Here is a 26,587-nt window from a genome sequence, read left to right on the forward strand (position 1 = left end):
CCGTACCCGGTGATAATGTCACTTTGATGTCAGTTATATGTATAAATTGGCAAACCCTGTGTTCAGGGCCGATGCGTCCGCCGAGGAGCACGACTCGCCAAAGTGACAGGCGAGAGGATTGCCCCCTCGCCCCTTAGCCTTACAACGCCTTTTCGAAAATCTTCGAATTACGCTGATAGTTGTATAACGACGCCCGCGCCGACGGCAGGCGATCCACCGTGCTCGGCACAAAACCACGTTCGCGGAACCAGTGGGCGGTACGGGTCGTCAGCACGAAGAGCGTCTTCAAACCCTGGGCCCGGGCACGGGTCTCGATGCGCTCCAGCAGCTCGTCACCGCGACCGCCATGACGGTACTCCGGGTTCACGGCCAGGCACGCCAGCTCGCCTGCGTCGGAGTCGGCGATCTGATACAGCGCCGCACAGGCGATGATCATGCCTTCACGTTCCACCACGCTGAACTGCTCGATTTCCCGCTCCAGCACTTCCCGGGAACGACGCACCAGAATCCCCTGCTCTTCCAGCGGGCTGATCAGGTCCAGCAACCCGCCGACGTCTTCAATCGCCGCTTCGCGCACCAGTTCGAACTGTTCCTGGGCCACCAGCGTACCGCCGCCATCCCGGGTGAACAGCTCGGTCAGCAAGGCGCCGTCTTCGGCATAACTGACAATGTGGCTGCGCCCTACGCCGCCCCGGCAAGCCTCGGCGGCCGCGTCCAGCAATTCGGCCTGGTAGTTGTTGCCCAGGCGTTGCAGGTGCGCGGGCACCTGTTGCGGCCGCAATTCACGCACCAGGCGGCCGTGCTCGTCGATCAGGCCGAGATCGGCACCGAACAGCAGCAACTTGTCCGCGCCCAGGTCGATGGCCGCGCGGGTGGCGACGTCTTCACAGGCGAGGTTGAAGATTTCGCCGGTAGGCGAGTAGCCCAGCGGCGACAGCAGCACGATGGAGCGCTCGTCCAGCAGGCGGTTGATGCCCTTGCGGTCGACCCGGCGCACTTCGCCGGTGTGGTGATAGTCGACGCCTTCAAGCACACCGATCGGGCGCGCCGTCACCAGGTTGCCGCTGGCCACCCGCAGGCGCGAGCCCTGCATCGGCGAGGACGCCATGTCCATGGACAAGCGCGCTTCGATAGCAATGCGCAGATGGCCGACCGCATCGATCACGCACTCCAGCGTTGCGGCATCGGTGATGCGCAAGCCTTCGTGGTAAGCCGGGGTCAGGCCGCGGGCGGCGAGGCGGGTTTCAATTTGCGGGCGCGAACCGTGGACCAGCACCAGTCGCACGCCCAGGCTGTGGAGCAGCACCAGGTCGTGGACGATATTGCCGAAGTTCGGGTGCTCTACACCATCGCCCGGCAGCATGACGACAAAAGTGCAATCCCGGTGGGCATTGATGTAAGGCGAAGCGTGACGAAGCCAATTGACGTATTCGGGCATAAAAACCTGGGCCTGTAATAAAAAGCAGCCAAAAATGGATGAATCGCAAAAACGCACAGCGGGCTGTTGGTTATCGTCGGAACAGGCTTGGCGACACGCTCGCTCTCCTTCTATGTACGGATGGGCAGGGGTTAATTTATGCAGGTGTCAGGCAGTAATGTTGAATCAGTTCACGCAATAGACGCACTGTAGGCGTCAAGCGTGACATTTCAAGGTACTCGCCTGGCTGGTGGGCGCAGGCGATATCGCCAGGGCCAAGCACCAGGGTCTCGCAACCAAGGCGCTGAAGATAAGGCGCTTCGGTGCCGAACGCCACTGCTTCGGCGCGATGACCGGTAAGTCGTTCAGCTACCCGCACCAACTCTGCATCCTCGGCCTGCTCGAACGGCGGCACTTCGGGGAACAGCGGCGCGTAGTCGATCTTCACCTGATGGCGCTCGGCCAAGGGTTCGAGCTTCTGCCGGATGGCAGCGCGCAGCACCTGGGGATCCATGCCCGGCAGGGGCCGCAGGTCGAATTCCAGGGAGCATTGGCCGCAGATGCGGTTGGGGTTGTCGCCACCGTGGATGCAGCCGAAGTTCATGGTCGGCTGTGGCACGCTGAACTGCGGATTGCGGTATTCGCGCTGCCAGGCCAGGCGCAGGCCACGCAGTTCGCCAATGGCGTCATGCATGGCTTCGAGGGCGCTGTGGCCCAGGCTTGGGTCCGACGAATGGCCGCTGCGCCCGAGAATATCGATGCGCTCCATCATTACGCCCTTGTGCAGGCGGATGGGTTTGAGGCCGGTGGGTTCACCGATCACCGCCGCACGGCCCAAGGGACGACCCGCCTCGGCCAGTGCACGAGCACCGGCCATGGAGCTTTCTTCATCGCAGGTAGCAAGAATCAGCAGCGGCTGCTTGAAAGGCTGGTCGAGCAACGGCTGGACGGCTTCGATCACCAGGGCGAAAAAGCCCTTCATGTCACAGCTGCCCAGTCCTACCCAGCGGCCGTCGACTTCCGTCAGCTTGAGCGGATCGGTCTGCCATAGGGCGCCGTCGTACGGCACGGTGTCACTGTGGCCCGCCAACACCAGGCCGCCAGGGCCGGTGCCGAAACTGGCCAACAGGTTGAATTTGCCTGGGCTGACCTGCTGGATGTCGCAGGCAAAGCCCAGGTCTGCCAGCCAGGTGGCGAGCAAATCGATGACCGGGCGGTTGGATTGGTCGAGAGAGGCCTGGGTACAACTGACCGAAGGCGCGGCAATCAGCGCGGCGAACTGTTCTTTCATGGACGGTAAAGGCATGCGCTGTCTCTCAACTTCCCGGACGAACCCCATCATAGAGCTATCTGAGTGACACAATAAACCGTTGCGGCACGTTGCCGGGCTCAGTCCTGTACACTGCACGACCTTGGCAGCCACTCTTTTCCCCGGCTGCGCTCCCGATCCTGGATTTTCCGGCCATGCAGAAAGAAACCGAAATCAAGCTCCGTGTCAGCCGCGAAACCCTCGCCGCGCTGCGTGAGCACCCGTTACTGAAAAAACGCAACAAAAGTGGCTGGGAACGCCGTGAGTTGATGAACCAGTACTTCGACACCCCGGAACGCGACCTGGCCCAGGCCAAAGTGGCCCTGCGCCTGCGCAAAGACGGCGACGAAGTGATCCAGACCCTCAAGACCCGTGGCCAGAGCGTCGCCGGCTTGTCGGAACGCAATGAGTACAACTGGGACCTGGCCAAAGCCAAGCTCGACGTGAAGAAACTCGACGGCGAATGCTGGCCCGAGCAACTGGCCGAGCTGGACAAAAAGACCCTCAAGCCGATCTTCACCACCGATTTCGTCCGCGAACGCGCTGAAATCGCCTGGGGCCGCGGCAAGGCCAAGGTGGTGATCGAAGCCGCCCTGGACCTGGGCCACGTGGTTGCCGGCAAGCAGAAAGAAGAAATCTGCGAGCTGGAACTGGAACTGCGCGAAGGCGACCCGGCCGCCCTGCTGGAACTGGCCGCTGAACTGGCCGCGACCCTGGCGCTGATGCCGTGCGATATCAGCAAGGCCGAGCGTGGCTATCGCCTGTTCGACGCCAACAGCTACTCCCTGAGCCTGCCGGCACCGGTGCTGCACGCCGAAATGCCGCTGGACGACGCATTTGCTGCCGTCATGTGGCATCTGTTGGGCAGCAGCCAGCGCCTGGCCGAGCAATACCGTTTCAACGGCCACTGGCGTCTGCTGCAGGACTGGGTGGAAAACCTCGGCGAACTGCGGGCCCTGCTCGGCAGCCTCGGCCAGGCCGCACCGCGTCAGTCCACCAGCGAATTGCGCGCCGCACTGGACGCCTTGCTGGAAGACTGGCGTCCGCTGGTCCAGGCCGGTGACGACGATGAAGACATCCGCAAGGCCGCGCCGGAGCAGTTCGCCGAAGAACTGGAAGACGTGCGCTGGGGTTTGTTCTCCCTGACCACTTCCCGCTGGCTGCTGGCCCGCACCTGGGCCGCGGATCGCAACGTGCGTGGCAATCGCCAGGGCGCTGCACAGCTGGCCAACTGGCTGCCGCGCCTGCTGGCCGATGACGCCGTTGCCCTGCAACTGCCGCGCTACCAGCAACAGCCGGAAGACCTGGCCGAGCAACTGCCGCGTATCGAACGCATCCTGGCCTGGCTGCACCATGCACGCCAGGTGCTGGATATCGCCGAGCTGGACCGTTTGTATGGCGAGCTGAACAAGCTGGCGCACCTGGCCAACCAGCCGATCACCGATGAGTCGCTGGATGCGCGGATGCATCAGGCGATTGCGGTGTATCAGAATCGCGCCTGGAAAACCCTGCTGCGCCTGTAAAACCCTTATGGCGAGGGAGCTTGCTCCCTCGCCACTAAAGTCAGGCCATGGCAACTATCAGCGCAACACCGGCAAACTCGTGGTGGACTTGATCTCCGACAAGGCCACTATCGAGTTGACCTCCTGAATCCCCGGCACCATCGACAGCTTCTCAAAGAAAAACCGCTCATACGCCTCGATGTCCGACGTGACGATCCGCAGTAAAAAGTCCACCGCCCCCATCAGCACATAACATTCCAACACTTCCGGAAAACCGCGAATCGCCTCGGTGAATTCAGTGAAGTTGGAACGGCCGTGGGCGTTGAGTTTCACCTCGGCAAAAATCTGCGTATTAAGGCCGATTTTCTTGCGATCCAGCAGGGTGACCTGGCCGCGAATCACACCCTCCTCTTTCAGCCGCTGAATCCGGCGCCAGCACGGCGACTGCGACAGGCCGACCTGTTCGGCGATCTGCGCGCTGGAGAGCGAAGCGTCTTCCTGCAGCAGCGCGAGAATGCGCCGGTCGTACACGTCCAATTCAGCGTGCATAGAAATACCCATTAATCATGATTTAAAGAATTACATGATTCTCTTATAAGCCAATACAGGCTGTTTTAGATAAGAAATCTCCCGCGACGAATGCAAAAATTTCTCCAGTCGAATCCGGAGAATCATCATGCACGTCGTCGAAGCCTCCCACCCCGCCCAACGCGTTGACGCCTGGGCCGTCAGCAATGCCCACTGCCAGGCGCACTATCAAATCCTCGCCGAGGCTGAACCCGACGTGTTGTGCCGGGTGCTCAACTATTTTGCTCTGCAGTTCCTGGTGCCACGTCAGGTGAGCGTGCAGCGTGAAGACGACCTGCTGGCGATCGATATCGTGATGGATGGCCTGAGCTGGCACCGGGCCCAGGTGATCGGCGAAAAACTTCGTAACCTGATCAGTGTGTGCTCGCTGGAGCTGCGCCCGGCAGATGCTGCGCGGCCTCTGGCGGTCCAGGTGGCAGCTCAGTAAATGCCTGCAATAAACTCCGGAGGCCGAAGCGCAAAGGGTGACTAGCCTGAGGACTACGCCTAATCGTTGCCCAGGAACGTCACCATGTCCGTTGCGCCAAATCCGCAGGATCGCTGGCTGGAAATCCATCAGTTGTTGCCTGCCCTGATCGACCAGGGCCTGGTGCCCGCCGACCTGGCCCTACCGGCGAACAGTGGGCTGCATCCCCTGGAATGCATTGCCAGCCAGGGGCCGTCTCTGGAAATGCTGACCGAATGGCTCGCCCGCCACTGCGGCCAGCCCTACCTGCGTATCGACCCGTTGAAAATCGACGTCGCGGCGGTGGTGCCGCTGATGTCCTATGCCTTTGCCCAGCGCCACAAGATCCTGGCCGTTGCGGTCGACGCCCACAGCGTTACCGTCGCCAGTGCCCAGCCTTACGTGTGCAGTTGGGAAGCCGGCCTGGCTCAGGTGTTGAAGCGCTCCATCAAGCGGGTGCTGGCCAATCCCCAGGAGATCCAGCGCTGCACCGTGGAGTTTTACCGACTGGCGAAATCGGTCAGCGGCGCCATTGATCAAAAAACCTCCGGCGCGCCGAATATCGAACAACTGCTCAATCTCGGCGCCAGCGACCAGGAGCCCGACGCCAACGACGCGCACATCGTCAACATCGTCGACTGGCTGTTGCAGTACGCCTTTGGCCAGCGGGCCAGTGATATCCATATCGAACCCGGACGCGATCAGGGGCGCGTGCGTTTTCGCATCGACGGGCTGCTGCATGATGTCTATCAATTCCCGTCCCAGGTGACGATGGCGGTGGTCAGCCGCCTGAAAAGCCTGGGCCGGATGAACGTGGCGGAAAAACGCAAACCCCAAGACGGCCGGGTGAAGACCAAAAGCCCCACGGGCGGGGAAGTGGAACTGCGCCTGTCGACCTTGCCCATAGCCTTCGGCGAAAAGCTGGTGATGCGAATTTTTGACCCGCAGGTGCTGCACAAGGATTTCCAGCAACTGGGACTTTCCAGCGACGACCTGCAACGCTGGCAATCCATGACCGGCCAGGCCAACGGCATCATCCTGGTCACCGGCCCTACCGGTTCCGGCAAGACCAGCACGCTGTACACCACGCTCAAGCAATTGGCCACTCGCGAGGTCAACCTGTGCACCGTCGAAGACCCGATCGAGATGGTGGAGCCGGCCTTCAACCAGATGCAGGTGCAGCACAACATCGACCTGACCTTCGCCAGCGGCATCCGCGCCCTGATGCGCCAGGACCCGGACATCATCATGATCGGCGAGATTCGCGACCTGGAAACCGCAGAAATGGCGATCCAGGCCGCCCTGACCGGGCATCTGGTGCTGTCGACGTTGCACACCAACGATGCGCCCGGCGCCATCAGCCGCTTGCTGGAACTGGGCATTCCCCATTACTTGATCAATGCCACGCTGCTGGGGGTGATGGCCCAGCGCCTGGTCAGGCTGTTGTGCCCGCACTGCAAGCGGCAAGCCGGGCAGGTCCATCAGGCAGTGGGTTGCGGCGAGTGCCGGGAAAGTGGCTATCGGGGTCGAGCCGGGGTCTACGAGATCATGCTGATGAACGATCGCCTCAAGGCCCTGGTCAGCCCGGGCACCGACCTCCAGGCCCTGCGTCTGGCGGCCCTTGACCAGGGAATGTGCAGCTTGCGGTCCGCCGGTATGCGCAAGGTAATGGCAGGACTGACAACACTTGAAGAGGTACTGCGAGTGACGCCTGGGGATTCAGAAACAAATCCTTTGATCGATGGCGCGGTAATCCGTCCTTATCCGTGACAACACCGTTACAATCGGAAAAACCTCGCTTCACCGTCACCAGACAAGGAATCGTTATGCAGATCGGAACCGTACTGCTTCTTTTTGTAGGCTTGGCCGTCGCCATCCTCTTCATGGGTTTCAAGGTGGTCCCGCAGGGTTACCAGTGGACAGTCGAGCGCTTCGGCCGCTACACCAACACCCTCAAGCCCGGCCTGAACATCATCATTCCGGTCATGGACCGCATCGGTCGCAAGATCAACGTGATGGAAAGCGTGCTGGATATCCCACCCCAGGAAGTCATCACCGCTGACAACGCCACGGTGCAGATCGACGCCGTGTGCTTCTTCCAGGTGGTCAATACCGCCCAGGCTGCCTACGAGGTGAACAACCTCGAACACGCCATCCGCAACCTGTTGCAAACCAACATCCGTACCGTGCTCGGCTCCATGGAGCTGGATGCGATGCTCAGCCAGCGTGACGGCATCAACGAAAAACTGCTGCGCACCGTCGACGAAGCCACCGCACCGTGGGGCATCAAGATCACCCGGATCGAGATCAAGGACATCAGCCCGCCTGCCGACCTGATGGCCGCCATGTCCGGCCAGATGAAGGCCGAGCGGATCAAGCGTGCGCAGATCCTCGAGGCCGAAGGCCTGCGAGCCTCCGCGATCCTGACCGCCGAAGGCAAGAAGCAGGCGCAGATCCTGGAGGCCGAAGGTGGTCGTCAGGCCGCCTTCCTGGAATCCGAAGCCCGCGAACGTCAGGCCGAGGCCGAAGCCCGCGCCACTCAAGTGGTATCGGAAGCCATCGCCACCGGTAACGTGCAGGCCATCAACTACTTCGTCGCCCAGAAATACATCGACGCACTGGGCAAGCTGGCCTCGGCCAACAACAGCAAGGTGATCCTGATGCCGCTGGAAGCCAGCCAGGTGATTGGCGCAGTCGGCGGCATCGGCGAAATCGTCAAGGCAACCTTCGACAACAAGAAAGCCTGAGGCACGCACCATGTGGGAATTCCTGCAGCACCTGTCGTTTTGGGACTGGCTGGCACTGGGCACGGTGCTGTTGATCCTTGAAGTGTTCGGTGCCGGTGGTTATCTGCTGTGGATGGGCATCGCCGCGGCAGCCGTGGGCGTGATCAAGTTCCTGGTGCCGAGCCTGGGGCTGGAGTGGCAACTGCTGCTGTTCGCCGTGTTGTCGATCCTCACGGCGGTGTACTGGTGGCGACGCCAGCGCAGCAGCGCCAAGGTCAGCGACCAGCCGGGGCTGAACATGCGCGGCTCCGAGTTGATCGGTCGCACCTTTGTGGTGCATCAGGCCATCGTCGAGGGCCGTGGCAAGATCAAGGTGGGTGACGGTGTGTGGATGGCATCCGGGCCGGACGCGCCGGCTGGGGCACACGTACGTGTCATTGGTCAGGAAGGCGTGATTTTGCAGGTTGAAACTGTTTAGTCATCCATGGAACTCGGCTGGGCTATCTACAATCAAACTGTTCAGATAACCCAGTCGGAGTCACCCATCATGCGTCTAAAATATGCTGTCGCAACCCTCGCTGTGCTTTCCCTTCCTGTCGGTTCAGCCATGGCCGACAGCTTCTGGCGTAATGTCATCTCATCGGGTGCCACGACCGGCTCGACGTACCTGACCTTCAAGGACCACAAAATGGTAGTCGCCGCCCAGGACGACGCCGGTAGCTTCGTCGCCAGTGACGGCAACATCCGTGGCCCATACCTGGAAGCTGCGATGCAGAAAGTCCGCGCCGATAACCCTGGCCTCAAGGCCACGGATATGGACCTGGCGAACGCAATCCTGGCAAAAAACGCCATTGCTTCCGAGTAATACCGCCGCATAAAAAATGCCGTTCCTCGAGAGCGGCATTTTTTTGCCCTGATTTCCTACGCCAGACGCTGGCGATTCCGCATCTGAACAGGAAAAGTCCTGTCGAGTTGCAGGCGCACCCGGCAACAAGCTATCGATTCCCTTCAGACTGAGTGAATCGATGACCATGCAAAAACTCTCCTACGCCCTGCTGCTCGCCGCGGTTGCCACGCCTTATGCCCAGGCAGAAAGCTGGTACGGGTCGGCAAAGCTCAACAGCGCCCGGCAGAATCTCTCAAGCTCACTGCTGACCAGCCCACGCGTAACCCACCGGGTAGAAGCCCCCGACAGCAGCAAGACGTTCACCGGCTCATTCGCCGTGGGCTATGCCTTTGCCGATGGCTGGCGCCTGGAGGGGGAATACACGATGCCCAGCCACTCGACCTTCAAATCCCATTGGGCACCGTTCAATGCCAACGTCAACAGCCTGCGCACCGACAGCCAGCGCCTGATGCTCAACGGTTATAAAAACATCCCGATCAATGAATGGCTGTCGTTCTACGGTATGGCGGGAGTCGGCGTGGCCCAGGTTGACGCCGAGGGTTACCAGACCAACGACACCCGCCGTTTCGCCAGCAATCGCCAATACAACTTCGCCTACAGCGTTGGCCTGGGGCTGGATGCCAAGGTCAGCGAAACCCTGACCCTGGGTACCGGCTGGCGTTACGTGGACATGGGCGGGATCGAGACCGGCTACAACACGTTCGCCAATCGGATAAACGCCCGGGACGAACAGCTCAAAGGCAAGCTCAAAGAGCAGAACGTGTTTCTTGAGGCACGCGTTGCCTTCTGACACCGATGCTGAAATGCCGCTCCCGAGGCGGCATTTTTTGTTTCAGGCGGGACGATTCATTCACAGACGACAGGCTATATTCAGTCGAGCCGTGCAACCATGCCCGGCATTGATATGCTTTTTTCTCATCGCCTTCTGAAACGGATGCCTTCAACGTCATGAGCCAACTGCCCTTTCTGCCGTTCTCCAAGCCCACTATTGATGAAGCCACCATCTCGGCGGTAGGCGACGTACTGCGCTCCGGCTGGATCACCAGCGGGCCGAAAGTGCAGGCGTTCGAGGCGCAGTTGTCGGAATATTTTGGGGGGCGCCCGGTGCGTACCTTCAACTCGGGCACCTGCACCATGGAGATTGCCTTGCGCATCGCCGGTATCGGGCCTGGTGACGAAGTCATCACCACCCCGATTTCGTGGGTAGCCACGGCCAACGTGATTCTGGAAGTCGGTGCCACGCCGGTGTTCGCCGACATCGACCCGGTGACCCGCAATATCGACCTGGCCAAGGTGGAAGCCGCGATCACACCGCGCACCAAGGCAATCATCCCGGTATACCTGGCGGGCCTGCCGTTGGACATGCCATTGCTCTACGCGCTGGCCAACAAGTACAACCTGCGCATCGTCGAAGATGCAGCCCAGGCCCTGGGTTCCAGCTGGGATGGCCAACGCATTGGCGCTACCGGCGATTTCGTATCGTTCAGCTTCCAGGCGAACAAGAACATCACCTCGTCCGAAGGCGGCTGCCTGGTATTGAACAACGCTGAAGAAGCGCGCCTGGCGGAAAAATATCGCCTGCAGGGCGTGACCCGCACCGGCTTCGATGGCCTGGACGTGGATGTGTTGGGCGGCAAGTTCAACATGACCGACATCGCAGCAGCCATCGGCCTGGGCCAGTTTGCCCATATCGAGAAGATCACTGCCCACCGCCAGGAACTGGCACGGCACTATTTCGAATGCTTCGGCAGTGATTTTGAAGCGCAGTACGGTGCGCAATTGCCACCGGCAGACTTCGAAAACAGCAACTGGCACCTGTTCCAGCTGGTACTGCCGGAGCGTCAGGACGGCCTGCCCGCACGCGCCACGTTCATGGAGCAGATGCAGGCCCATGGCGTCGGCATTGGCTATCACTACCCACCGATCCACCTGCTGAGCTTGTACAAGGCACAGGGATTCAAGGAAGGCATGTTCCCGGTAGCGGAAAAAGTGGGGCGTTTGATTGTGTCGTTGCCGATGTTCACGGCGATGACGAAAGCGGACGTAGAGCGTTCGGTAGCGGCGGTAAAAGCGGTGTTGAAGCGCTGACAAAACCTTTGCGGGAGCCGGTTGCCGGCTCCCGCAGCGGGATCACTCGCCGATGGCAGCCTTGTAGCCGGCAGCGTCCAGCAATTTTTTCAGTTCATCCGGGTTGCTTGGCTTGAGCTTGAAGATCCAGGCGCCGTAAGGGTCGGAGTTCAACAGCTCTGGCTCACCGCTCAAGGCGTCGTTCACCGCGATCACTTCGCCAGCAATTGGCGAGTAGATATCCGAAGCGGCCTTCACCGATTCAACCACGCCGGCCTGGTCAGCCGCCTTGAACACGTTGCCGACTTCGGTCAACTCAACGAACACTACATCCCCCAATGCTTCCTGGGCATGGTCCGAGATCCCGACGGTCACGGTGCCGTCAGCTTCCAGACGGGCCCATTCGTGACTTTCGGCAAAACGCAGGTCGGCAGGGATATCGCTCATAGTCTGTGTCCTCAAGGAAAAATGTCAGCGGCCATTGGCCCGCCGGAAAAGTTAGATCAATGTTTTGCCATGGCGCACGAACGTCGGTTTGACCACCCGAACCGGGTACCACTTGCCGCGGATTTCCACCTCGGCCCGGTCAGCAGTCGCCGACGGCACACGCGCCAGGGCAATGGATTTGCTTAGCGTAGGAGAGAAACTACCACTGGTGATCTCTCCTTCGCCAACATTGGCGATACGAACCACCTGGTGAGCGCGTAAAACCCCGCGCTCTTCCAGCACCAGGCCGACCAGCTTGGACTTCACACCCGCAGCCTTTTCGGCTTCCAGGGCGGCGCGGCCGATGAAATCCCGCTCGGCCGGCTCCCAGGCGATGCTCCAGGCCATGTTGGCTGCCAGGGGCGAGACGTCATGGTGAATATCCTGACCGTAAAGGTTCATGCCGGCCTCGAGGCGCAGCGTGTCGCGGGCGCCGAGGCCGATGGGCGAAATGCCTGCGCCTACCAGGTCGTTGAAGAACGCCGGGGCCTGATCGGCCGGCAGGACAATTTCAAGACCGTCTTCGCCGGTGTAACCGGTGCGCGCGATAAACCAGTCGCCGTCAGCCAGGCCTTCAAAGGGCTTGAGCTGATGGATCAGGGTGGCGCGGGACTGGGTCACCAGTTCAGCGATCTTTTGCCGGGCATGGGGGCCTTGAATGGCGAGCATGGCCAATTCGGGCCGCTCGCGGAGCTGGGCCTGATAGCTGCCGAGCCGAGCCTGCATCCAGGCCATGTCCTGGTCACGGGTGGCGGCGTTGACCACCAGCCGGTAACCGCCCTCGGTACGGTAGACGATCATGTCGTCCACCACGCCGCCCTGCTCGTTGAGCATGGCGCTGTATAACGCGCGGCCGCAGCCGTGCAATCGGTCAACATCATTGGCCAGCAAATGCTGGAGCCATTCCTTGGCCTGGGGGCCTGTGATATCGATCACGGTCATATGGGATACATCAAACACCCCGCAGTCGCGTCGCACCTGATGGTGCTCCTCAACCTGCGAGCCGTAGTGCAAAGGCATATCCCAACCGCCAAAATCGACCATTTTCGCGCCAAGGGCGAGATGCAGGTCATACAGAGGCGTGCGCTGTCCCATGGGTTTCTCCTTCCGGGCGTGGCGAAGGTGCGGACGGTCGCCGTTCGGGCCGCACGCCTTGAAATACAAGGCCTGTAGCCGCGTTCAGCAACCCGATCTGAAAGATCGACCGCACCGAATGCCGCGCATTGTAGCCTCAAGCCGTAGGACTGGCACCTAACCGATTCGTCGCGCCGAACGTCGGATCAACCCGATGACCGGTAACAGCCCCACCAATACCAGGGTCAGGGCCGGCAGCGAAGCCCGCGCCCACTCCCCTTCGCTGGTCATCTCGAAAATCCGCACCGCCAGCGTGTCCCAGCCGAACGGGCGCATCAGCAGGGTCGCCGGCATTTCCTTGAGCACATCGACAAACACCAGCAGCGCCGCGCTCAGGGTGCCCGGCAGCAAAAGTGGCAGATACACTTTGCAAAACAGTCGCGGCCCGCTGACCCCAAGACTGCGGGCGGCTTCCGGCAAGGACGGACGGATTCGCGCCAGGCTGTTTTCCAGCGGCCCGTAGGCCACCGCAATGAAGCGCACCAGATACGCCAGCAGCAAGGCCGACAAACTGCCCAGTAACAGCGGTTTGCCGGCGCCCCCCAGCCAGCCGGAGACCGGGATCACCAGTTCACGATCCAGGTAGCTGAACGCCAACATGATCGACACCGCCAGTACCGAGCCGGGCAGCGCGTAGCCTACGTTGGCCAGGCTGATGCCGGAGCGGATGGCCCGGGTGGGCGCCAGGCGATGGGCGAACGCCAGCACCAGGGCCACGCTGACGGTGATCAGGGCAGCCATACCGCCCAGGTACAGGGTATGGACGATCAAACCGGCGTAGCGCTCGTCCAGGTCGAAACGGCCACGCTGCCAGAACCAGGCCACCAGTTGCAGCATCGGGATCACGAACGCGCAGGCGAACACCAATCCGCACCAACCGCTGGCCAACGCCGCCTTGAACCCGCGCAGATGGTAAAGCGCCTTGCCGCGAGGTCGCTCGTTGCTCGGCCGGCTGGCGCCCCGGGCACGGCGCTCGCCGTACAGCACCAGCATCACCACCAACAGCAACAGGCTGGCCAGTTGCGCGGCACTGGAGAGGCTGAAAAAGCCGTACCAGGTCTTGTAGATGGCGGTGGTAAAGGTGTCGAAGTTGAACACCGAGACGGCACCGAAATCCGCCAGGGTTTCCATCAGCGCGAGGGCCACGCCCGCACCGATGGCGGGACGCGCCATGGGCAGGGCCACCCGCCAGAACGCTTGCCACGGCGACTGCCCCAAGACACGCGCCGCTTCCATCAGGCCTTTGCCCTGGGCGAGAAACGCGGTGCGCGCCAGCAGATAAACGTAGGGGTAGAACACCAGCACCAGCACGATGATCACACCGCTGGTCGAGCGCACACGCGGCAGGCGCAGGCCTGTACCAAACCATTCGCGCAGCAGGGTTTGCACCGGGCCGGAGAAATCCAGCAGGCCGACGAAGACGAAGGCGAGCACATAGGCGGGAATCGCGAAGGGCAGCATCAACGCCCAGTCCAGCCAGCGCCGGCCGGGGAATTCGCAGAGGCTGGTCAGCCAGGCCAGGCTGACGCCCAGCAGCGTAACGCCCACACCGACGCCCAGCACCAGGGTCAAGGTGTTGCCCAGCAGACGTGGCATCTGGGTTTCCCACAGGTGGGACCAGATTTGATGGTCGATGGTCTGCCACGACAGCAACAGCACGCTCAACGGCAGCAGCACCAGGGCGGCGACGGTGAAGACCGGCAGGTACCAGCGGCGTTGGGCGGGATGGGCCAAAGGTTAATTCTCAGAGAATGAATAGCTTGAAGCCAGCGCTAACCAATGTGGGAGCGGGCTTGTGTGGGAGCGGGCTTGCTCGCGAAAGCGGCGTGTCAGTCAACGCATATGTGACTGATACACCCTCTTCGCGAGCAAGCCCGCTCCCACACAAACCCGCCCCCACATTTAGATCGGCGGCGCCTTGCAAATTGTATCTAGTTCCAGCCAGCGCGATCCATCAAGCGAATAGCCTCAGCCTGGCGCTTGCCCGCCACTTCCACCGGCAATGTATCGGCCACAAACTTGCCCCAGGTCGCCACTTCCGCCGACGGCGGCACCGCCGGGTTGGCCGGGAACTCCTGATTCACATCCGCAAAGATCTTCTGCGCTTCCGGCGTGGTCATCCACTCCACCAGCGCCTTGGCTGCTTCCGGGTGCGGTGCATGCTTGGTCAGGCCGATGCCCGACAGGTTGACGTGCACCCCGCGGTCGCCCTGGTTCGGCCAGAACAACTTCACCGCCAGGTCCGGCTTCTGCTTGTGCAGGCGGCCGTAGTAGTAGGTGTTCACGATGCCCACGTCACACTGCCCGGCGTTGATCGCTTCCAGCACGGCAATGTCATCGGAGAACACGTCGGTGGACAGGTTGTTGACCCAACCCTTGACGATTTCCTCGGTCTTGGCCGCGCCGTGGGTTTCGATCAGGGTGGCGGTCAGCGACTGGTTGTAGACCTTCTTCGCGGTGCGCAGGCACAGGCGGCCTTCCCACTGTTTGTCGGCCAGGGCTTCGTAGGTGGTCAGGTCGCCCGGTTTCACGCGATCGGTGGAGTAGGCGATGGTCCGCGCTCGCAGGCTCAGGCCGGTCCAGGCATGGGCCGAAGAACGGTATTGAAGGGGAATATTCTTGTCGATCACCGCAGAGGTGAACGGCTGCAGGATGCCCATCTGCTCGGCCTGCCAGAGGTTGCCGGCGTCGACGGTGAGCAGCAGGTCGGCAGTGGCGTTTTCACCTTCGGCCTTGATGCGCTGCATCAGCGGCGCTTCCTTGTCGGTGATGAACTTCACCTGCACGCCGGTCTTCTTGGTGTAGGCGTCGAACACCGGTTTGATCAGTTCGTCGATGCGCGAGGAGTAGACCACGACCTCATCGGCCGCCTGCACGGTGGTGCTGCCGATAAGAGTGAGTGCCAGGGCAGTCAGGAGGCGCTTGGGTGCCAGCATGGGTGCGGTCTCTCATTTGCAAAAAGAGCGCAAATGATAAGGACTCACATTTGGTAACGCTCAACGGAGCCGTTACCAGATGTTGCACAGCACCCTCAGGCCTTGGCCAGCTCCGGCAAATCCCCGGTCAAACCCAATGCCTGACGCACAAACAACGCCTTGGCCTCCGGCATCTGCTCAACCACCTTCAGCCCTGCATTACGCAGCCAGCGCAACGGCAGTTGATCGGCCTGGAACAACCGCTCAAAGCCTTCCATCGCCGCCATCAGCGCCAGGTTGTGGGGCATGCGCCGACGCTCGTAACGGCTGAGCACCTTCACATCCGCCAGGCGCTCGCCGCGCTCGTTGGCCGCCAGCAGCACCTCGGCGAGCACCGCCGCATCGAGGAAGCCCAGGTTCACGCCCTGCCCCGCCAGCGGATGAATGACGTGGGCCGCGTCGCCAATCAATGCCAGGCCTTCGGCCACGTAACGTTTGGCGTGGCGCTGACGCAACGGCACGCACAGCCGTGGATCGGCGCTTATCACGCTGCCCAGGCGGCCTTCGAAGGCATTTTCCAGTTCACGGCAGAAGCTTTCATCGTCCAGCGCCATCAAGCGCTCGGACTCACTCGGGGTGGTCGACCAGACGATCGAACACCAGTCTTCCTGCCCGTCCCGCACCAGCGGCAGGAATGCCAGCGGGCCATTGTCGGTAAAACGCTGCCAGGCCGTCTTTTGATGCACCTGGCTGCTGCGCACACTGGTGACGATGGCGTTGTGCAAATAATCCCACTCACGGGTAGCGGTGCCGGTCAGGCGACGTACTGCCGAGTTGGCACCGTCCGCCGCGACCACCAGTGGCGCGCGCAAGGTGCGGCCATCGGCGAGGGTCAGCAGCCAGTCATCGCCGGAGCGGCGCATCTGTTCCAGGCGAGCATTGGCCAGCAGGCCGAGGTCGCAGTCGTGCAGGCGGTCGAGCAAGGCGTCCTGGACCACACGGTTTTCGACGATATGCCCCAGCACCTCGGCATGCACGCTGGCCGCCGAGAAGTGGATCTGCCCGGTGCCGCTGCCGTCCCACACCTGCATCTCGCCGTACGGGCTGGCACGTCGCTCGACAATCCCGTCCCACACGCCAAGGCGCTCGAGGATGCGCTGGCTGGCGGCCGACAAGGCGCTCACCCGCGGTTCGAACGCAGCATGAGGGTCGAACGGCTTGACGCTCAGCGGGCTGCCGTCGAGCAGCAGCACCTGCAGGCCACTGCCCTGCAACGCCAGCGCCAGGGCGCTTCCGACCATTCCGGCCCCGACAATCAGCACATCTGCGCGCATGTCCATGCTTTAAGCCTGTCTCGATTGCAGCTTGCGCCGCACGTAAAGGGTTTTGTCGACCCGCGCCACCAGGGTGCCGGAGCCGTCATGAATCTGTACCTTGAGCTGCGGTAAATACTTGTCGCCGCTGGCGGTGTGCTGGCGAATCTCGTCCAGCAACGCTTGGTCGATGGAAAATTCGGCGAACACCGGGCCTTTGCCCGGCGAGATAAAGTCGATAGCGGCAGCCTTGTCCCAGACAATGTAGTCGCGGCCCAGGTTCTCCATCAGCATCAGCATGTAGAACGGGTCGACCATCGAATACAGGCTGCCGCCAAACTGCGTGCCGACGTAGTTGCGGTTGTACCAGCCCAGGCCCATGCGCACCTTGACCTCGCGGAAATCGCTGCCGATGTGCAACACCCGAACTCCGGCCCCGAGGTACGGCGGGTACAGGGTCATGATCCAGCGCAACAGCCGCGCCTTGCCCAGGCGTCGGGTCAGCCACTCACGCATCGGGACGGGTACCCAGGCCCATGGCCTGGCGCGCGAACCAGCGCTTGGCCGGCGGCAGCAAGTCGAGGCCCAGCAAGCCCATGTTGCGGCCCAGCGCGACCAACGGTTGCGCACTGCCAAACAGGCGGGTGACCTGATCGGAGAAGCCGACGGTGAGTTTCTGGTCCATGCGCTGACGCTCGCGGTACGCCTGCAGTGTCGCCAGGTCGCCCGGAATCGCCGGCCCGGCCAGCAGCGCCTCGGCCAACGCGTAGGCATCCCGCAGGGACAGGTTGAAACCCTGACCGGCAATCGGGTGCAGGCTGTGGGCGGCATTGCCAAGTACGGCCAGATGAGAGCGCACTTGTTCTTCCGCTTCCACGAGCGTCAGCGGGTACAGGTGGCGCGCACCGACTTGCTTGAGGGTGCCCAGGCGGTAGCCGAACACGCCCTGCAGTTCACTCAGGAAGCTGCGTTCGTCCAGCTCGGCCAGGCGCTTGGCGTCCATGCCGACGCGGGTCCAGACCAGCGCGCAGCGGTTGTCCGGCAACGGCAGCAAGGCCATCGGGCCTTCGTCGGTGAACCGCTCGAACGCCTCGCCGTTGTGGGCCTCGCTTGGGGTGATGTTGGCGATCAGCGCGCTCTGGTTGTACGGCCGCTTTTTAACGCCGATGCCCAGTTGCTCGCGCAAACCTGAGCGACCGCCATCGGCCAGCACCGCGAGGTCGCACTCCAGCACGGTTTCGTCATTGAGGGTCAGGCGGTAACCATCGGCAAGCGGCTCCATGCGCGTAACTTCCGCCGGGCAACGCCAACTGACCACGTCCTTGTCCAGCCCTTGCCACAGGCATTGGCCCAGCCAGGCGTTTTCCACCACGTAGCCAAGCGCCGGCACACCCTCTTCCATGGCCGACAGGCGCGCGGTAGAGAAGCGGCCACGGTCCGACACATGAATCTGTTTGATCGGCTCGGCGCGGCGAGAGATTTCCTGCCACACGCCCAACCGTTGATAGATCTGCCGCGCGCCAAAGGACAGCGCTGAAGAACGCGCGTCATAGCTCGGCTGGTAGCTGTCGCCGGGGGCAAACGGCTCGATCAGCACGATCTTCCAGCCCCGGGCCTTGGCCCCGGCCTGCAAGGCCAATGCGAGGCTGGCACCCACCAGGCCGCCGCCGATAATCGCCAGGTTGACCCGGCTCATCGGGCGCTCGCCATCAATGCTTCGATCTCGGCGACGGACTTGGGCACGCCACCGGTCAGAATTTCACAGCCTTGCTTGGTCACCACCACGTCGTCCTCGATGCGTACGCCAATGCCACGCCATTTCTTCGCCACGTTCTGGTTGTCCGGCGAGATGTAAATCCCCGGCTCCACGGTCAGTGCCATGCCGACTTCCAGCACCCGCCACTCGCCGCCGACCTTGTATTCGCCGACATCGTGCACATCCATCCCCAGCCAGTGGCCGGCGCGGTGCATGTAGAAGGCTTTATAGGCTTCACTGGCGATCAGTTCGTCGACATCACCCTGCAACAATCCCAGCTTCACCAGCCCGGCAGTGATCACTTGCACCGTCGCCTCGTGGGCCTGGTTCCAATGCTTGTTCGGGGCGATTTCAGCAAAGGCGGCCTCCTGGGAAGCCAGCACGATTTCATAAATCGCCTTCTGCTCGGCGGAAAACTTGCCGCTCACCGGCCAGGTGCGGGTGATGTCGCTGGCGTAGCAGTCGATCTCGCAGCCGGCGTCGATCAGCACCAGGTCGCCGTCCTTGAGCAGCGCGTCATTCTGCTGGTAATGCAGGATGCAGCTGTTGCGCCCCGAGGCGACGATGGAACCATAGGCCGGCATCTTCGCCCCGCCCTTGCGAAACTCGTAGTCGAGCTCCGCTTCCAGGCTGAACTCATGCAACCCGGCGCGGCTGGCCTGCATCGCCCGTACATGGGCCGCGCAGGAAATCCGTGCCGCCTCGCGCATCACCTTCACTTCTGCCGCCGATTTATACAGGCGCATGTCGTGAAGCAGATGATCCAGGGCAACAAATTCGTTCGGTGGCTGGGCGCCGAGGTGCGCTTTGGAGCGGATCACGTTGATCCACTCCATCAGGTGCCGGTCGAATTCGGCATTGCTGCCCATGGCCGAATACACTCGGTCACGGCCTTCGATCAGGCCGGGCAGGATGTCGTCGATATCGGTAATCGGGAAGGCGTCATCGGCGCCAAAATCGCGGATCGCGCCTTCGGTGCCCGCTCGCAGGCCGTCCCACAGTTCGCGCTCGGCGTTGCGTTCGCGGCAGAACAGCACGTACTCGCCGTGTTGGCGGCCGGGCATCAGCACAATCACCGCTTCCGGTTCGGGGAAGCCGCTCAGGTACTGGAAGTCGCTGTCCTGGCGGTAGACGTGCTCGACGTCACGGTTGCGGATGGCTACCGCAGCCGCCGGCAGGATGGCGATGCTGTTGGGTTCCATCTGCGCCATGAGCGCCTTGCGGCGCCGGGTGTATTCCGCTTTGGGGATATGGATCATGGGCAGATGGGCTTCCTTTCTTAGTGCAGCGACGGCTTGGGTGCAGCGGGCTCAGCCGATTTACGGGTCTCGGTGAACAGCAGCAGCGGCGCGACGCGCAGGTATTCCATGACTTCCATGTAGTCGCTTTCGCCGTCTTCGGACTCTTCCAGGGCGTCTTGCACCTGGGAGATGGCGGCCAGGTCCTGCAGCACTTCCTGGGCATCGGTGCTCAGGTCGAGGCCGCCGGCGTTCACGCCGAAACCGTGGAGGAAGCCTTGGCACCATTGGCCCAACGCGGCGGCGCGCTCGGTGAGCGGCGCGTCATCGGTAGGCAGCAGCAGGACGACGGTGACGTCATCACCGGTCAGCTCGCCTTTAACCATCTCTTGCAGGCCGATGAGCGCATTGCGCACGTTTTCGGTAGGCTCGGTTTCCAGCAGCTCGGCGACGTCGGCCAGCCAGTTGTCGGCATCAAAGCCGACACCGGTGCAGCTGCGGCCCAGCAGCACGCCGTGCAGTTCGGCAGGCGAGCAAGGATGACCGCTGGAACTCAGCAGTTTGGAAAAAGCATCGTACGGGGAGTTCTGAATGGGCATGGTGAGCTAGGCGCCAGACGGCGCAATGTCTAGAATGAAGCGCTGTATCCTAGCATCGGCAGACGTACCAAGACTATCGAGGGCGTCAGATCGTTTATCCAGCAGTTGCCATTCATCAGACAAAATCCAGTGGAACCCAATGGAAGACACCGACCTGCAAGCGCTGATGGCCAGACTCGAGCTGCTAATTAACCGGGTCGAGCAACTTAAGAGCCAAAACGGACTCCTATTAGCTCAGGAAAAGACCTGGCGCGAGGAACGCGCTCACCTCATTGAAAAAAACGAAATCGCCCGGCGTAAGGTCGAATCGATGATTTCGCGCCTGAAGGCCCTGGAGCAAGACTCATGAGTTCAAGCAATAGCGTCACCGTGCAGATTCTCGACAAAGAATATTCGATCATCTGCCCCCAGGAAGAACGCAGCAACCTGGTGAGCGCTGCCCGCTACCTGGACGGCAAGATGCGCGAAATCCGCAGCAGCGGCAAAGTCATCGGCGCCGATCGCATCGCCGTGATGGCCGCACTGAACATTACCCACGATCTGCTGCATAAGCAGGAACGGCCTGACGTGCAGGCCAGCGGCTCGACGCGCGAGCAGGTGCGCGACCTGCTGGAGCGGGTCGATCTGGTACTTTCTACCGATCCAGAGCCACCCAAGGGCTGATTGCGGCGTCGGTTTCGGGTATACTCGCCCCACTCCCTGGCGTGCTTGCCAGTCGGCGATGTCCCTGAGCCGATTCGCACTACCCTGGAAGTTACACGTTGGGCTGGTGTGCATGTCCGCTAGACGGAAAGCCTTAAAGCCTACTGTTTCTTCCACCTTGAACTTTCGGGTTCAAGGGCTAAGTCGACAGCGGTTCTGTCGGGGAGCCTGATTCCCAAATCCAATGCCAGTCCCAGGACTGGCATTGTTTTATGAGCCGAAAACCATGACCGAACCTGCGCCGCTTTCCCGCCCGCAACTTCGACGCATGCTGCGCAAAGCCCGCCGCGCCCTGACGCCAAGCGAGCAACGCCAGGCCGCCCTGGGCCTGTATCGGCAACTGGCACAGCACCCGCTGTTTCGCCGGGCCAAACACCTATCCTTATATCTACCGACGGACGGTGAAATCGATCCGCGCCTGCTGCTGCGCGCTGCACAGCGCCGGGGCAAGGCGACGTACCTGCCGGTGCTCAGTGCATGGCCGCGAACCAAGATGGTGTTCCAGCGAGTGCGCCCCGGCGAAAAGCTGAGGCCCAACCGTTTTCGCATCCTCGAGCCCCAGGTAAATGCCGGCCGGCAACGCAAGGTCTGGGCGCTGGACCTGGTGCTGCTGCCACTGGTTGGCTTTGATGATGTGGGCGGACGGTTGGGCATGGGCGGCGGGTTTTATGACCGCAGCCTGGCCTACATGGCCCGCCGGAAATCCTGGCGCAAGCCGACGCTGTTGGGCCTGGCCCATGAATGCCAGAAGGTCGAACGATTGGCACAGGCAAGCTGGGATGTACCGCTTGAGGGCACAGTCACCGATAAGGATTGGTATATAGCAGAGACGCTACTGGAATCAGCAGCGCCTTGAAGACGGGTCAGCGTTTGAACGGTTGCGGCTGTTGCTGTGCGAGTTCAATCGGTGCGTCAGTCTTGTTCGACCACAAGCTCTGCGCATAGCCGGTGGTCACAACGCCCAGGCCGAACAAAATAACCAAAATCCATAGTAAATCCGGTTTGCGTTTCATCGATTGCCCCCCTTCAGGCATCTTGCACACGATGACAGCAACGTTCCATTAGTAGTCCGTGCCAGCTGCGTCAAGCTCAAAACCCCGGCATTCTGCGTTAACGTGAACCAACACGCAAACCTTGACGCCAACCGACTGTCGGTTTGTCATAAAATTGCAGGACAACTTTCCCAATCGACTTTTGAGGAGCGAAAACATGGCCTATTGGCTGATGAAATCCGAGCCCGATGAACTGTCCATCAAGGGCCTGGAAAAGCTCGGCGAGGCCCGGTGGGACGGGGTGCGCAACTACCAGGCGCGGAACTTCCTGCGGGCGATGGCGGTGGGTGACCAGTTCTTCTTCTACCACTCCAGCTGCCCGGAACCGGGGATTGCCGGCATCGGTAAAATCGTCGAGGCAGCCTACCCGGACCCGACCGCGCTGGAGCCCGACAGTCACTATTTCGACGCCAAGGCCAGCCCTGAAAAAAACCCGTGGAGCGCGATCAATGTTGCCCACGTCGAGACCTTTGCGAAGGTCCTGGGGCTGGGCTATCTGAAACAGCAAACCGCCCTCGCCGAGTTGCCCCTGGTGCAAAAAGGCAGCCGCCTTTCGGTGATGCCGGTCACCGCCGAGCAATGGTCCGCCGTACTCGGCCTGCGCTGAAACAGCAGAACCCTGCGGTCACGCCCATGGCGCATGCATCTGCGCGCCAACCGGGTTAGGCTGGCGCTTCATTTGACCCGCATCAAGGGCCTCCGGGCAGGATCGGTCAAACTAGGACGCTAACGCCGCAGGATGCACCCATGTCGACGAACCACCGTACCTCCCATCTTTTCGCCATTCCATTGATTGTCTTGCTGCTGGCCGCCGGCGGCTTCGGCTATTGGCAATCCACCCAGGACCGCCTGCCCGAAGGCTTGAGCATGGGCAATGGCCGGCTGGAATCGACTGAAGTGCAGATCGCCGCCAAGATCCTCGGGCGCCTCGCCGAAGTGCGGGTGGACGAAGGCGACAAGGTGCTCAAGGGCCAACTGCTGGCGCGCATGGACACCCGTACCCTGGAAGCCCAGCGCGCCCAGGCCGAAGCTGAAGTGCTGCGGGCCAGGGAGAATTTCGCTGCTGCCGAAGCCAATGTGCAACTGCGCCGGAGCGAACAACTGCTGGCCAGCCAGGAACTCAAGCGCACCCAGGAGCTGTACAAGCGCGGCTTCGCCAGCGGCCAGCTGATCGACCAGCAGCAGGCCCGGCAAAACACCGGCAACGCTGCCGTGGTCGCCGCCCAGGCCCAGGTCAATTCGGTAAAGGCCGCCATCGGCGCCGCCCAGGCCCAGGTCGCCCAGCTCACCAGTGAAATCGAAGACAGCAGCCTGCGGGCGCCTATCGACGGCATCATCCAGCTACGCCTGGCCGAACCCGGCGAAGTGCTCGGCGCGGGTGGCCGCGTGTTGCTGCTGATCGACCCCAACGACCAATACATGAACCTGTATCTGCCCGCTTCGGTAACCGGCGCCCTGACCGTCGGCAGTGAGGCGCGGATCGTCCTCGACGCCCTGCCGAAGCAACCGCTGCCGACGAAAATCAGCTTCGTCGCCGCCAAGTCGCAGTTCACCCCCAAGGAAGTGGAAACCCGCGACGAACGCCAGAAGCTGGTGTTCCGGGTCAAGCTGCGGCTGACCCAACCAAGCGCCGTGCCCCAAGCCAAACCGGGCATGCCCGGCGCCGGCTATGTGCGCACCGCTGACCTGGACTGGCCGGCCAACCTGCAATGAGCGGCCTGGCGCTGCACGCCACGGGGATCAACCATCGCTACGGCAAGCAACAGGCGCTGATCGACATCGCCTTCAGCCTGCCTGCCGGCACACGCTGCGGCCTGATCGGCCCGGACGGCGCCGGCAAGTCGAGCCTGCTGGGCTTGATCGCCGGGGTCAAAAAGCTTCAACAAGGCGAACTGCAAGTACTCGGCGGCTCCATCGAAGACCGCCGCCACCGCAACAGCCTGTACCCGCGCATCGCCTTTATGCCCCAGGGCCTGGGCGGCAACCTGTACCCCGAGCTGTCCATCAGCGAAAACATCCGGTTCTTTGCCACGCTGTTCGGCCTGTCAAAAGCCGATTGCGACCAGCGCATGCACAACCTGCTGCTCGCCACCGACCTCGCGCGTTTCGCCGAGCGCCCCGCCGGCAAGCTCTCCGGCGGCATGAAGCAGAAACTCGGCCTGTGCTGTGCACTGATCCACGACCCGGACCTGTTGATCCTCGACGAACCCACCACCGGGGTCGACCCATTGTCCCGTCGGCGCTTCTGGGAACTGGTGGAAACCGTACGCAGCGAACGCCCGCAGCTCACACTGCTGGTGGCCACCGCCTACATGGAAGAAGCCGAGCAGTTTGAACACTGCCTGATGCTCGACCGCGGCAAGCTGATCGCCGACGGCCTGAGCAGCGAACTCGCCGCCGCGACGCCCAGCGGCAAACTGGACGAAGCCTTCACCCATTTCCAGGGCGACAGCGCCCATAACAACGAACCCCTGGTGATTCCGCCACGGCAAAGCGACAACACCGACATCGCCATCGAAGCCCACGACCTGACCCTGCGCTTCGGCGACTTCACGGCAGTCAACAAGGTCAGCTTCGCGATTGGCCGGGGCGAGATCTTTGGTTTCCTCGGCTCCAACGGCTGCGGCAAGACCACCACCATGAAAGTCCTCACCGGGTTGATGCCCGCTACCGAGGGCACCGCCACGCTGCTGGGCAACCCGGTCAACGCCAAGGACCTGGCCACCCGCAAGCGCGTGGGTTTCATGTCGCAAAGCTTCTCGCTGTACGGCGAACTCAGCGTGCGCCAGAACCTGGTGCTGCATGCGCAGTTGTTCGACCTGCCCAAGGCCGAGAGCGGCCAGCGCATCGACGAATTGATCAAGCGTTTTGACCTGGGCGACGTTGCCGAGCAGCCGTCCGGCGAGTTGCCGCTGGGCCTGCGCCAGCGCTTGTCCCTGGCGGTGGCGGTGCTGCACCGCCCGGAAGTGCTGATCCTCGATGAGCCGACCTCGGGCGTCGACCCGGCCGCGCGGGATGACTTCTGGCGGCTGCTGATCGAACTGTCCCGGGAACAGGGCGTGACGATCTTCCTGTCCACCCACTTCATGAACGAAGCCCAGCGCTGCGACCGCATCTCGCTGATGCACGCGGGCAAGGTGCTGGCCTGCGACACGCCGGACGCGCTGCAACAGCAGTTCCACGGCGAAACCCTGGAAGCGGCGTTCGTCACCTGCCTCGAACAGGCCCAAGGCGCGCCCGAAGCGGCCACCGCGCCCTCCGAAACCGTCAGCGAACCCATGGCCCCACCCGTCAGCAAACGCGGGTTCAGCGTCGCCCGCCTGTTGGCCGTGGCCAGCCGCGAAGGCAAGGAACTGCTGCGGGACAAAGTGCGCATGGCCTTCGCCCTGTTGGGGGCGATTTTCATGATGGTGATCTTCGGCTACGGCATTTCCCTGGACGTGGAAAAGCTCGCCTTCGCCGTCTACGACCAGGATCAGACGCCGCAAAGCCGCGCCTATCTGGAGGCCTTTCGCAGTTCGCGCTATTTCGCCGAACAGCCGCCGATCACTGACTCCAACGAACTGCACAAACGCCTGCAGCGCTCGGAGATCAAACTGGCGCTGGAGATTCCGCCAGGATTCGGCCGCGATCTCTACGCCGGCCGCCAACCCGCCGTGGCCGCCTGGCTCGATGGCGGCATGCCGTTCCGTGCGGAAACCAGCCGCAATTATGTCGAGGCCGTGCACCAGGCCAACCTCCAACAACTGGCCGAACTGAACAGCACCCCACTGAATCAGCAAGCGGCCGCCAAACTGGAAACCCGCTTTCGCTACAACCAGGACGTGGTCAGCGTGAACGCTATCGGTCCCGGCGTGATGGCGCTGATCCTCGCGTTTATCCCGGCGATGCTCACGGCCCTGGGGATCGTGCGCGAGAAGGAACTGGGCTCCATCACCAACTTCTACGCCACACCCCTGACCCGCCTGGAATTCCTGTTGGGCAAGCAGGCGCCGTACCTGGCCGTGAGCCTGATCAACCTGGGCCTGCTGGTGGCGATGAACCGCTGGCTGTTCGGCGTGCCGTTCAAGGGCAGCGGCGTGACCCTGGCTTTCGGCGGCCTGCTGTATGTGCTGGCCACCACCAGCATGGGCCTGCTGATTTCCGCGTTCACCCGCACCCAGATCGCAGCGATCCTCGGCACCATGATCATCACCAGCCTGCCGACCATCCAGTTCTCCGGGCTGATCGTGCCGCGCTCGTCCCTGGAAGGCGCCGCCGCGTTGATGGGCATGTTGTTCCCGGCGGGCTACTTCCTCGACATTGCGGTGGGCACCTTTACCAAGGCCCTGGACCTGCGTCAGCTATGGCCACAGTGCCTGGCGCTGTTCGGGTTTTTCCTGGGGTTCACCGGGCTTAGCCTGATCATGCTCAAGAAGCAGGAGGCCTGAG

Annotated in this window: 27 protein-coding genes and 1 other RNA gene; 15 read left to right on the top strand and 13 right to left on the bottom strand. The window is 62.2% G+C overall.

Annotated elements, in window-relative coordinates:
* Positions 1-139 precede the first annotated feature (139 nt).
* Together argA and argE are read right to left on the bottom strand one after the other, a co-directional pair.
* Complete coding sequence (gene argA, locus HX821_RS03915; protein ID WP_003213914.1) at positions 140-1,438, bottom strand: amino-acid N-acetyltransferase; 1,299 nt, start codon at positions 1,436-1,438, stop codon at positions 140-142.
* Between the two features lie 136 nt (positions 1,439-1,574).
* Positions 1,575-2,723, bottom strand: a complete 1,149-nt coding sequence (gene argE / locus HX821_RS03920; RefSeq protein WP_003213916.1) for an acetylornithine deacetylase — start codon at positions 2,721-2,723, stop codon at positions 1,575-1,577.
* Positions 2,724-2,881: 158 nt separating this feature from the next.
* On the opposite strand from argE, the gene HX821_RS03925 reads away from it, so the two are divergent.
* Positions 2,882-4,249 carry an inorganic triphosphatase gene (locus HX821_RS03925; protein ID WP_003213918.1) on the top strand — a complete coding sequence of 456 codons (1,368 nt, stop codon included), beginning with the start codon at positions 2,882-2,884 and terminating at the stop codon, positions 4,247-4,249.
* A gap of 57 nt (positions 4,250-4,306) precedes the next feature.
* Here the strand turns inward: HX821_RS03925 and HX821_RS03930 are convergent, their stop codons facing one another.
* Positions 4,307-4,777, bottom strand: a complete 471-nt coding sequence (locus tag HX821_RS03930; protein WP_087693276.1) for an Lrp/AsnC family transcriptional regulator — start codon at positions 4,775-4,777, stop codon at positions 4,307-4,309.
* A 127-nt stretch (positions 4,778-4,904) separates the two neighbouring features.
* Here HX821_RS03930 and HX821_RS03935 point away from each other — a divergent pair, with 127 nt between their 5' ends.
* From HX821_RS03935 to HX821_RS03965, 7 genes are all read left to right on the top strand, one after another.
* Positions 4,905-5,243, top strand: coding sequence for a hypothetical protein (locus tag HX821_RS03935; protein ID WP_177035319.1), 339 nt, complete (start codon positions 4,905-4,907; stop codon positions 5,241-5,243).
* A gap of 84 nt (positions 5,244-5,327) precedes the next feature.
* Positions 5,328-7,031, top strand: coding sequence for a GspE/PulE family protein (locus HX821_RS03940; protein WP_177035320.1), 1,704 nt, complete (start codon positions 5,328-5,330; stop codon positions 7,029-7,031).
* 56 nt (positions 7,032-7,087) lie between these two features.
* Entirely contained in the window at positions 7,088-8,008 is a 921-nt protein-coding gene (locus HX821_RS03945; protein ID WP_003213925.1) for an SPFH domain-containing protein, read from the top strand.
* A 10-nt stretch (positions 8,009-8,018) separates the two neighbouring features.
* Positions 8,019-8,465: an NfeD family protein gene (locus tag HX821_RS03950; RefSeq protein WP_008438897.1), complete on the top strand. Its 447-nt coding sequence runs from the start codon at positions 8,019-8,021 to the stop codon at positions 8,463-8,465.
* 69 nt (positions 8,466-8,534) lie between these two features.
* On the top strand, positions 8,535-8,852 hold the full coding sequence (locus tag HX821_RS03955) for a DUF2388 domain-containing protein (protein WP_008438896.1): 318 nt from the start codon (positions 8,535-8,537) through the stop codon (positions 8,850-8,852).
* A gap of 160 nt (positions 8,853-9,012) precedes the next feature.
* Entirely contained in the window at positions 9,013-9,684 is a 672-nt protein-coding gene (locus tag HX821_RS03960; protein WP_008438895.1) for an outer membrane protein, read from the top strand.
* A gap of 158 nt (positions 9,685-9,842) precedes the next feature.
* Positions 9,843-10,982 (top strand): DegT/DnrJ/EryC1/StrS aminotransferase family protein, encoded by a 1,140-nt coding sequence (locus HX821_RS03965; RefSeq protein WP_087693281.1) that lies wholly within the window; start codon positions 9,843-9,845, stop codon positions 10,980-10,982.
* 42 nt (positions 10,983-11,024) lie between these two features.
* Here HX821_RS03965 and gcvH read toward each other — a convergent pair whose 3' ends face one another.
* The 9 genes from gcvH to HX821_RS04010 all read right to left on the bottom strand — a co-directional run bounded on the left by gcvH (position 11,025) and on the right by HX821_RS04010 (position 20,402).
* Positions 11,025-11,408 carry a glycine cleavage system protein GcvH gene (gene gcvH, locus HX821_RS03970; protein WP_087693282.1) on the bottom strand — a complete coding sequence of 128 codons (384 nt, stop codon included), beginning with the start codon at positions 11,406-11,408 and terminating at the stop codon, positions 11,025-11,027.
* A gap of 51 nt (positions 11,409-11,459) precedes the next feature.
* A complete protein-coding gene (gcvT, locus tag HX821_RS03975; protein ID WP_177035321.1) occupies positions 11,460-12,542 on the bottom strand; it encodes a glycine cleavage system aminomethyltransferase GcvT in 1,083 nt (360 codons plus the stop codon).
* A gap of 156 nt (positions 12,543-12,698) precedes the next feature.
* Positions 12,699-14,315 (bottom strand): iron ABC transporter permease, encoded by a 1,617-nt coding sequence (locus HX821_RS03980; protein WP_003213940.1) that lies wholly within the window; start codon positions 14,313-14,315, stop codon positions 12,699-12,701.
* 197 nt (positions 14,316-14,512) lie between these two features.
* A complete protein-coding gene (locus HX821_RS03985; RefSeq protein ID WP_008438892.1) occupies positions 14,513-15,517 on the bottom strand; it encodes an extracellular solute-binding protein in 1,005 nt (334 codons plus the stop codon).
* 95 nt (positions 15,518-15,612) lie between these two features.
* Entirely contained in the window at positions 15,613-16,830 is a 1,218-nt protein-coding gene (locus HX821_RS03990) for a 2-octaprenyl-3-methyl-6-methoxy-1,4-benzoquinol hydroxylase (protein WP_162835188.1), read from the bottom strand.
* A gap of 9 nt (positions 16,831-16,839) precedes the next feature.
* Positions 16,840-17,325, bottom strand: a complete 486-nt coding sequence (locus tag HX821_RS03995) for a DUF4442 domain-containing protein (protein WP_003213946.1) — start codon at positions 17,323-17,325, stop codon at positions 16,840-16,842.
* Positions 17,318-18,505 carry a 2-octaprenyl-6-methoxyphenyl hydroxylase gene (gene ubiH, locus HX821_RS04000; protein WP_177020273.1) on the bottom strand — a complete coding sequence of 396 codons (1,188 nt, stop codon included), beginning with the start codon at positions 18,503-18,505 and terminating at the stop codon, positions 17,318-17,320. The genes HX821_RS03995 and ubiH overlap by 8 nt, the downstream gene beginning before the upstream one ends.
* Positions 18,502-19,824, bottom strand: a complete 1,323-nt coding sequence (pepP, locus tag HX821_RS04005) for a Xaa-Pro aminopeptidase (protein WP_134327504.1) — start codon at positions 19,822-19,824, stop codon at positions 18,502-18,504. Before pepP ends, ubiH begins: the two co-directional genes overlap by 4 nt.
* Positions 19,825-19,844: 20 nt before the next feature.
* Entirely contained in the window at positions 19,845-20,402 is a 558-nt protein-coding gene (locus HX821_RS04010) for a YecA family protein (protein WP_003213952.1), read from the bottom strand.
* Between the two features lie 139 nt (positions 20,403-20,541).
* On the opposite strand from HX821_RS04010, the gene HX821_RS04015 reads away from it, so the two are divergent.
* The 4 genes from HX821_RS04015 (at position 20,542) to HX821_RS04030 (ending at position 21,960) form a co-directional block, all read left to right on the top strand.
* Positions 20,542-20,751: a TIGR02449 family protein gene (locus HX821_RS04015; RefSeq protein ID WP_003213954.1), complete on the top strand. Its 210-nt coding sequence runs from the start codon at positions 20,542-20,544 to the stop codon at positions 20,749-20,751.
* On the top strand, positions 20,748-21,065 hold the full coding sequence (locus tag HX821_RS04020; RefSeq protein ID WP_003213956.1) for a cell division protein ZapA: 318 nt from the start codon (positions 20,748-20,750) through the stop codon (positions 21,063-21,065). Before HX821_RS04015 ends, HX821_RS04020 begins: the two co-directional genes overlap by 4 nt.
* Before the next feature lie 30 nt (positions 21,066-21,095).
* Positions 21,096-21,274, top strand: a non-coding RNA gene (gene ssrS, locus HX821_RS04025) — 6S RNA.
* Positions 21,275-21,330: 56 nt separating this feature from the next.
* Entirely contained in the window at positions 21,331-21,960 is a 630-nt protein-coding gene (locus tag HX821_RS04030) for a 5-formyltetrahydrofolate cyclo-ligase (RefSeq protein WP_087693301.1), read from the top strand.
* Between the two features lie 7 nt (positions 21,961-21,967).
* On the opposite strand, the gene HX821_RS04035 is transcribed toward HX821_RS04030, so the two are convergent.
* Complete coding sequence (locus HX821_RS04035; RefSeq protein WP_003213959.1) at positions 21,968-22,117, bottom strand: hypothetical protein; 150 nt, start codon at positions 22,115-22,117, stop codon at positions 21,968-21,970.
* A 196-nt stretch (positions 22,118-22,313) separates the two neighbouring features.
* Here HX821_RS04035 and HX821_RS04040 point away from each other — a divergent pair, with 196 nt between their 5' ends.
* From HX821_RS04040 to rbbA, 3 genes are all read left to right on the top strand, one after another.
* Entirely contained in the window at positions 22,314-22,763 is a 450-nt protein-coding gene (locus tag HX821_RS04040) for an EVE domain-containing protein (protein WP_177020275.1), read from the top strand.
* Between the two features lie 140 nt (positions 22,764-22,903).
* Positions 22,904-23,869, top strand: coding sequence for an HlyD family secretion protein (locus HX821_RS04045; RefSeq protein ID WP_177035322.1), 966 nt, complete (start codon positions 22,904-22,906; stop codon positions 23,867-23,869).
* A complete protein-coding gene (rbbA, locus tag HX821_RS04050) occupies positions 23,866-26,586 on the top strand; it encodes a ribosome-associated ATPase/putative transporter RbbA (protein ID WP_177035323.1) in 2,721 nt (906 codons plus the stop codon). The genes HX821_RS04045 and rbbA overlap by 4 nt, the downstream gene beginning before the upstream one ends.
* Position 26,587: the final 1 nt, after the last annotated feature.

This window comes from Pseudomonas sp. B6001, from assembly GCF_013386015.1.
Classification (GTDB): domain Bacteria; phylum Pseudomonadota; class Gammaproteobacteria; order Pseudomonadales; family Pseudomonadaceae; genus Aquipseudomonas.

Bases quoted from the DNA above. Each gene is read 5' to 3' on its own strand.
- argA (WP_003213914.1), bottom strand. From the start codon at position 1,438: ATGCCCGAATACGTCAATTGGCTTCGTCACGCTTCGCCTTACATCAAT.
- argE (WP_003213916.1), bottom strand. From the start codon at position 2,723: ATGCCTTTACCGTCCATGAAAGAACAGTTCGCCGCGCTGATTGCCGCG.
- HX821_RS03925 (WP_003213918.1), top strand. From the start codon at position 2,882: ATGCAGAAAGAAACCGAAATCAAGCTCCGTGTCAGCCGCGAAACCCTC.
- HX821_RS03930 (WP_087693276.1), bottom strand. From the start codon at position 4,777: ATGCACGCTGAATTGGACGTGTACGACCGGCGCATTCTCGCGCTGCTG.
- HX821_RS03935 (WP_177035319.1), top strand. From the start codon at position 4,905: ATGCACGTCGTCGAAGCCTCCCACCCCGCCCAACGCGTTGACGCCTGG.
- HX821_RS03940 (WP_177035320.1), top strand. From the start codon at position 5,328: ATGTCCGTTGCGCCAAATCCGCAGGATCGCTGGCTGGAAATCCATCAG.
- HX821_RS03945 (WP_003213925.1), top strand. From the start codon at position 7,088: ATGCAGATCGGAACCGTACTGCTTCTTTTTGTAGGCTTGGCCGTCGCC.
- HX821_RS03950 (WP_008438897.1), top strand. From the start codon at position 8,019: ATGTGGGAATTCCTGCAGCACCTGTCGTTTTGGGACTGGCTGGCACTG.
- HX821_RS03955 (WP_008438896.1), top strand. From the start codon at position 8,535: ATGCGTCTAAAATATGCTGTCGCAACCCTCGCTGTGCTTTCCCTTCCT.
- HX821_RS03960 (WP_008438895.1), top strand. From the start codon at position 9,013: ATGACCATGCAAAAACTCTCCTACGCCCTGCTGCTCGCCGCGGTTGCC.
- HX821_RS03965 (WP_087693281.1), top strand. From the start codon at position 9,843: ATGAGCCAACTGCCCTTTCTGCCGTTCTCCAAGCCCACTATTGATGAA.
- gcvH (WP_087693282.1), bottom strand. From the start codon at position 11,408: ATGAGCGATATCCCTGCCGACCTGCGTTTTGCCGAAAGTCACGAATGG.
- gcvT (WP_177035321.1), bottom strand. From the start codon at position 12,542: ATGGGACAGCGCACGCCTCTGTATGACCTGCATCTCGCCCTTGGCGCG.
- HX821_RS03985 (WP_008438892.1), bottom strand. From the start codon at position 15,517: ATGCTGGCACCCAAGCGCCTCCTGACTGCCCTGGCACTCACTCTTATC.
- HX821_RS03990 (WP_162835188.1), bottom strand. From the start codon at position 16,830: ATGCGCGCAGATGTGCTGATTGTCGGGGCCGGAATGGTCGGAAGCGCC.
- HX821_RS03995 (WP_003213946.1), bottom strand. From the start codon at position 17,325: ATGCGTGAGTGGCTGACCCGACGCCTGGGCAAGGCGCGGCTGTTGCGC.
- ubiH (WP_177020273.1), bottom strand. From the start codon at position 18,505: ATGAGCCGGGTCAACCTGGCGATTATCGGCGGCGGCCTGGTGGGTGCC.
- pepP (WP_134327504.1), bottom strand. From the start codon at position 19,824: ATGATCCATATCCCCAAAGCGGAATACACCCGGCGCCGCAAGGCGCTC.
- HX821_RS04010 (WP_003213952.1), bottom strand. From the start codon at position 20,402: ATGCCCATTCAGAACTCCCCGTACGATGCTTTTTCCAAACTGCTGAGT.
- HX821_RS04015 (WP_003213954.1), top strand. From the start codon at position 20,542: ATGGAAGACACCGACCTGCAAGCGCTGATGGCCAGACTCGAGCTGCTA.
- HX821_RS04020 (WP_003213956.1), top strand. From the start codon at position 20,748: ATGAGTTCAAGCAATAGCGTCACCGTGCAGATTCTCGACAAAGAATAT.
- HX821_RS04030 (WP_087693301.1), top strand. From the start codon at position 21,331: ATGACCGAACCTGCGCCGCTTTCCCGCCCGCAACTTCGACGCATGCTG.
- HX821_RS04035 (WP_003213959.1), bottom strand. From the start codon at position 22,117: ATGAAACGCAAACCGGATTTACTATGGATTTTGGTTATTTTGTTCGGC.
- HX821_RS04040 (WP_177020275.1), top strand. From the start codon at position 22,314: ATGGCCTATTGGCTGATGAAATCCGAGCCCGATGAACTGTCCATCAAG.
- HX821_RS04045 (WP_177035322.1), top strand. From the start codon at position 22,904: ATGTCGACGAACCACCGTACCTCCCATCTTTTCGCCATTCCATTGATT.
- rbbA (WP_177035323.1), top strand. From the start codon at position 23,866: ATGAGCGGCCTGGCGCTGCACGCCACGGGGATCAACCATCGCTACGGC.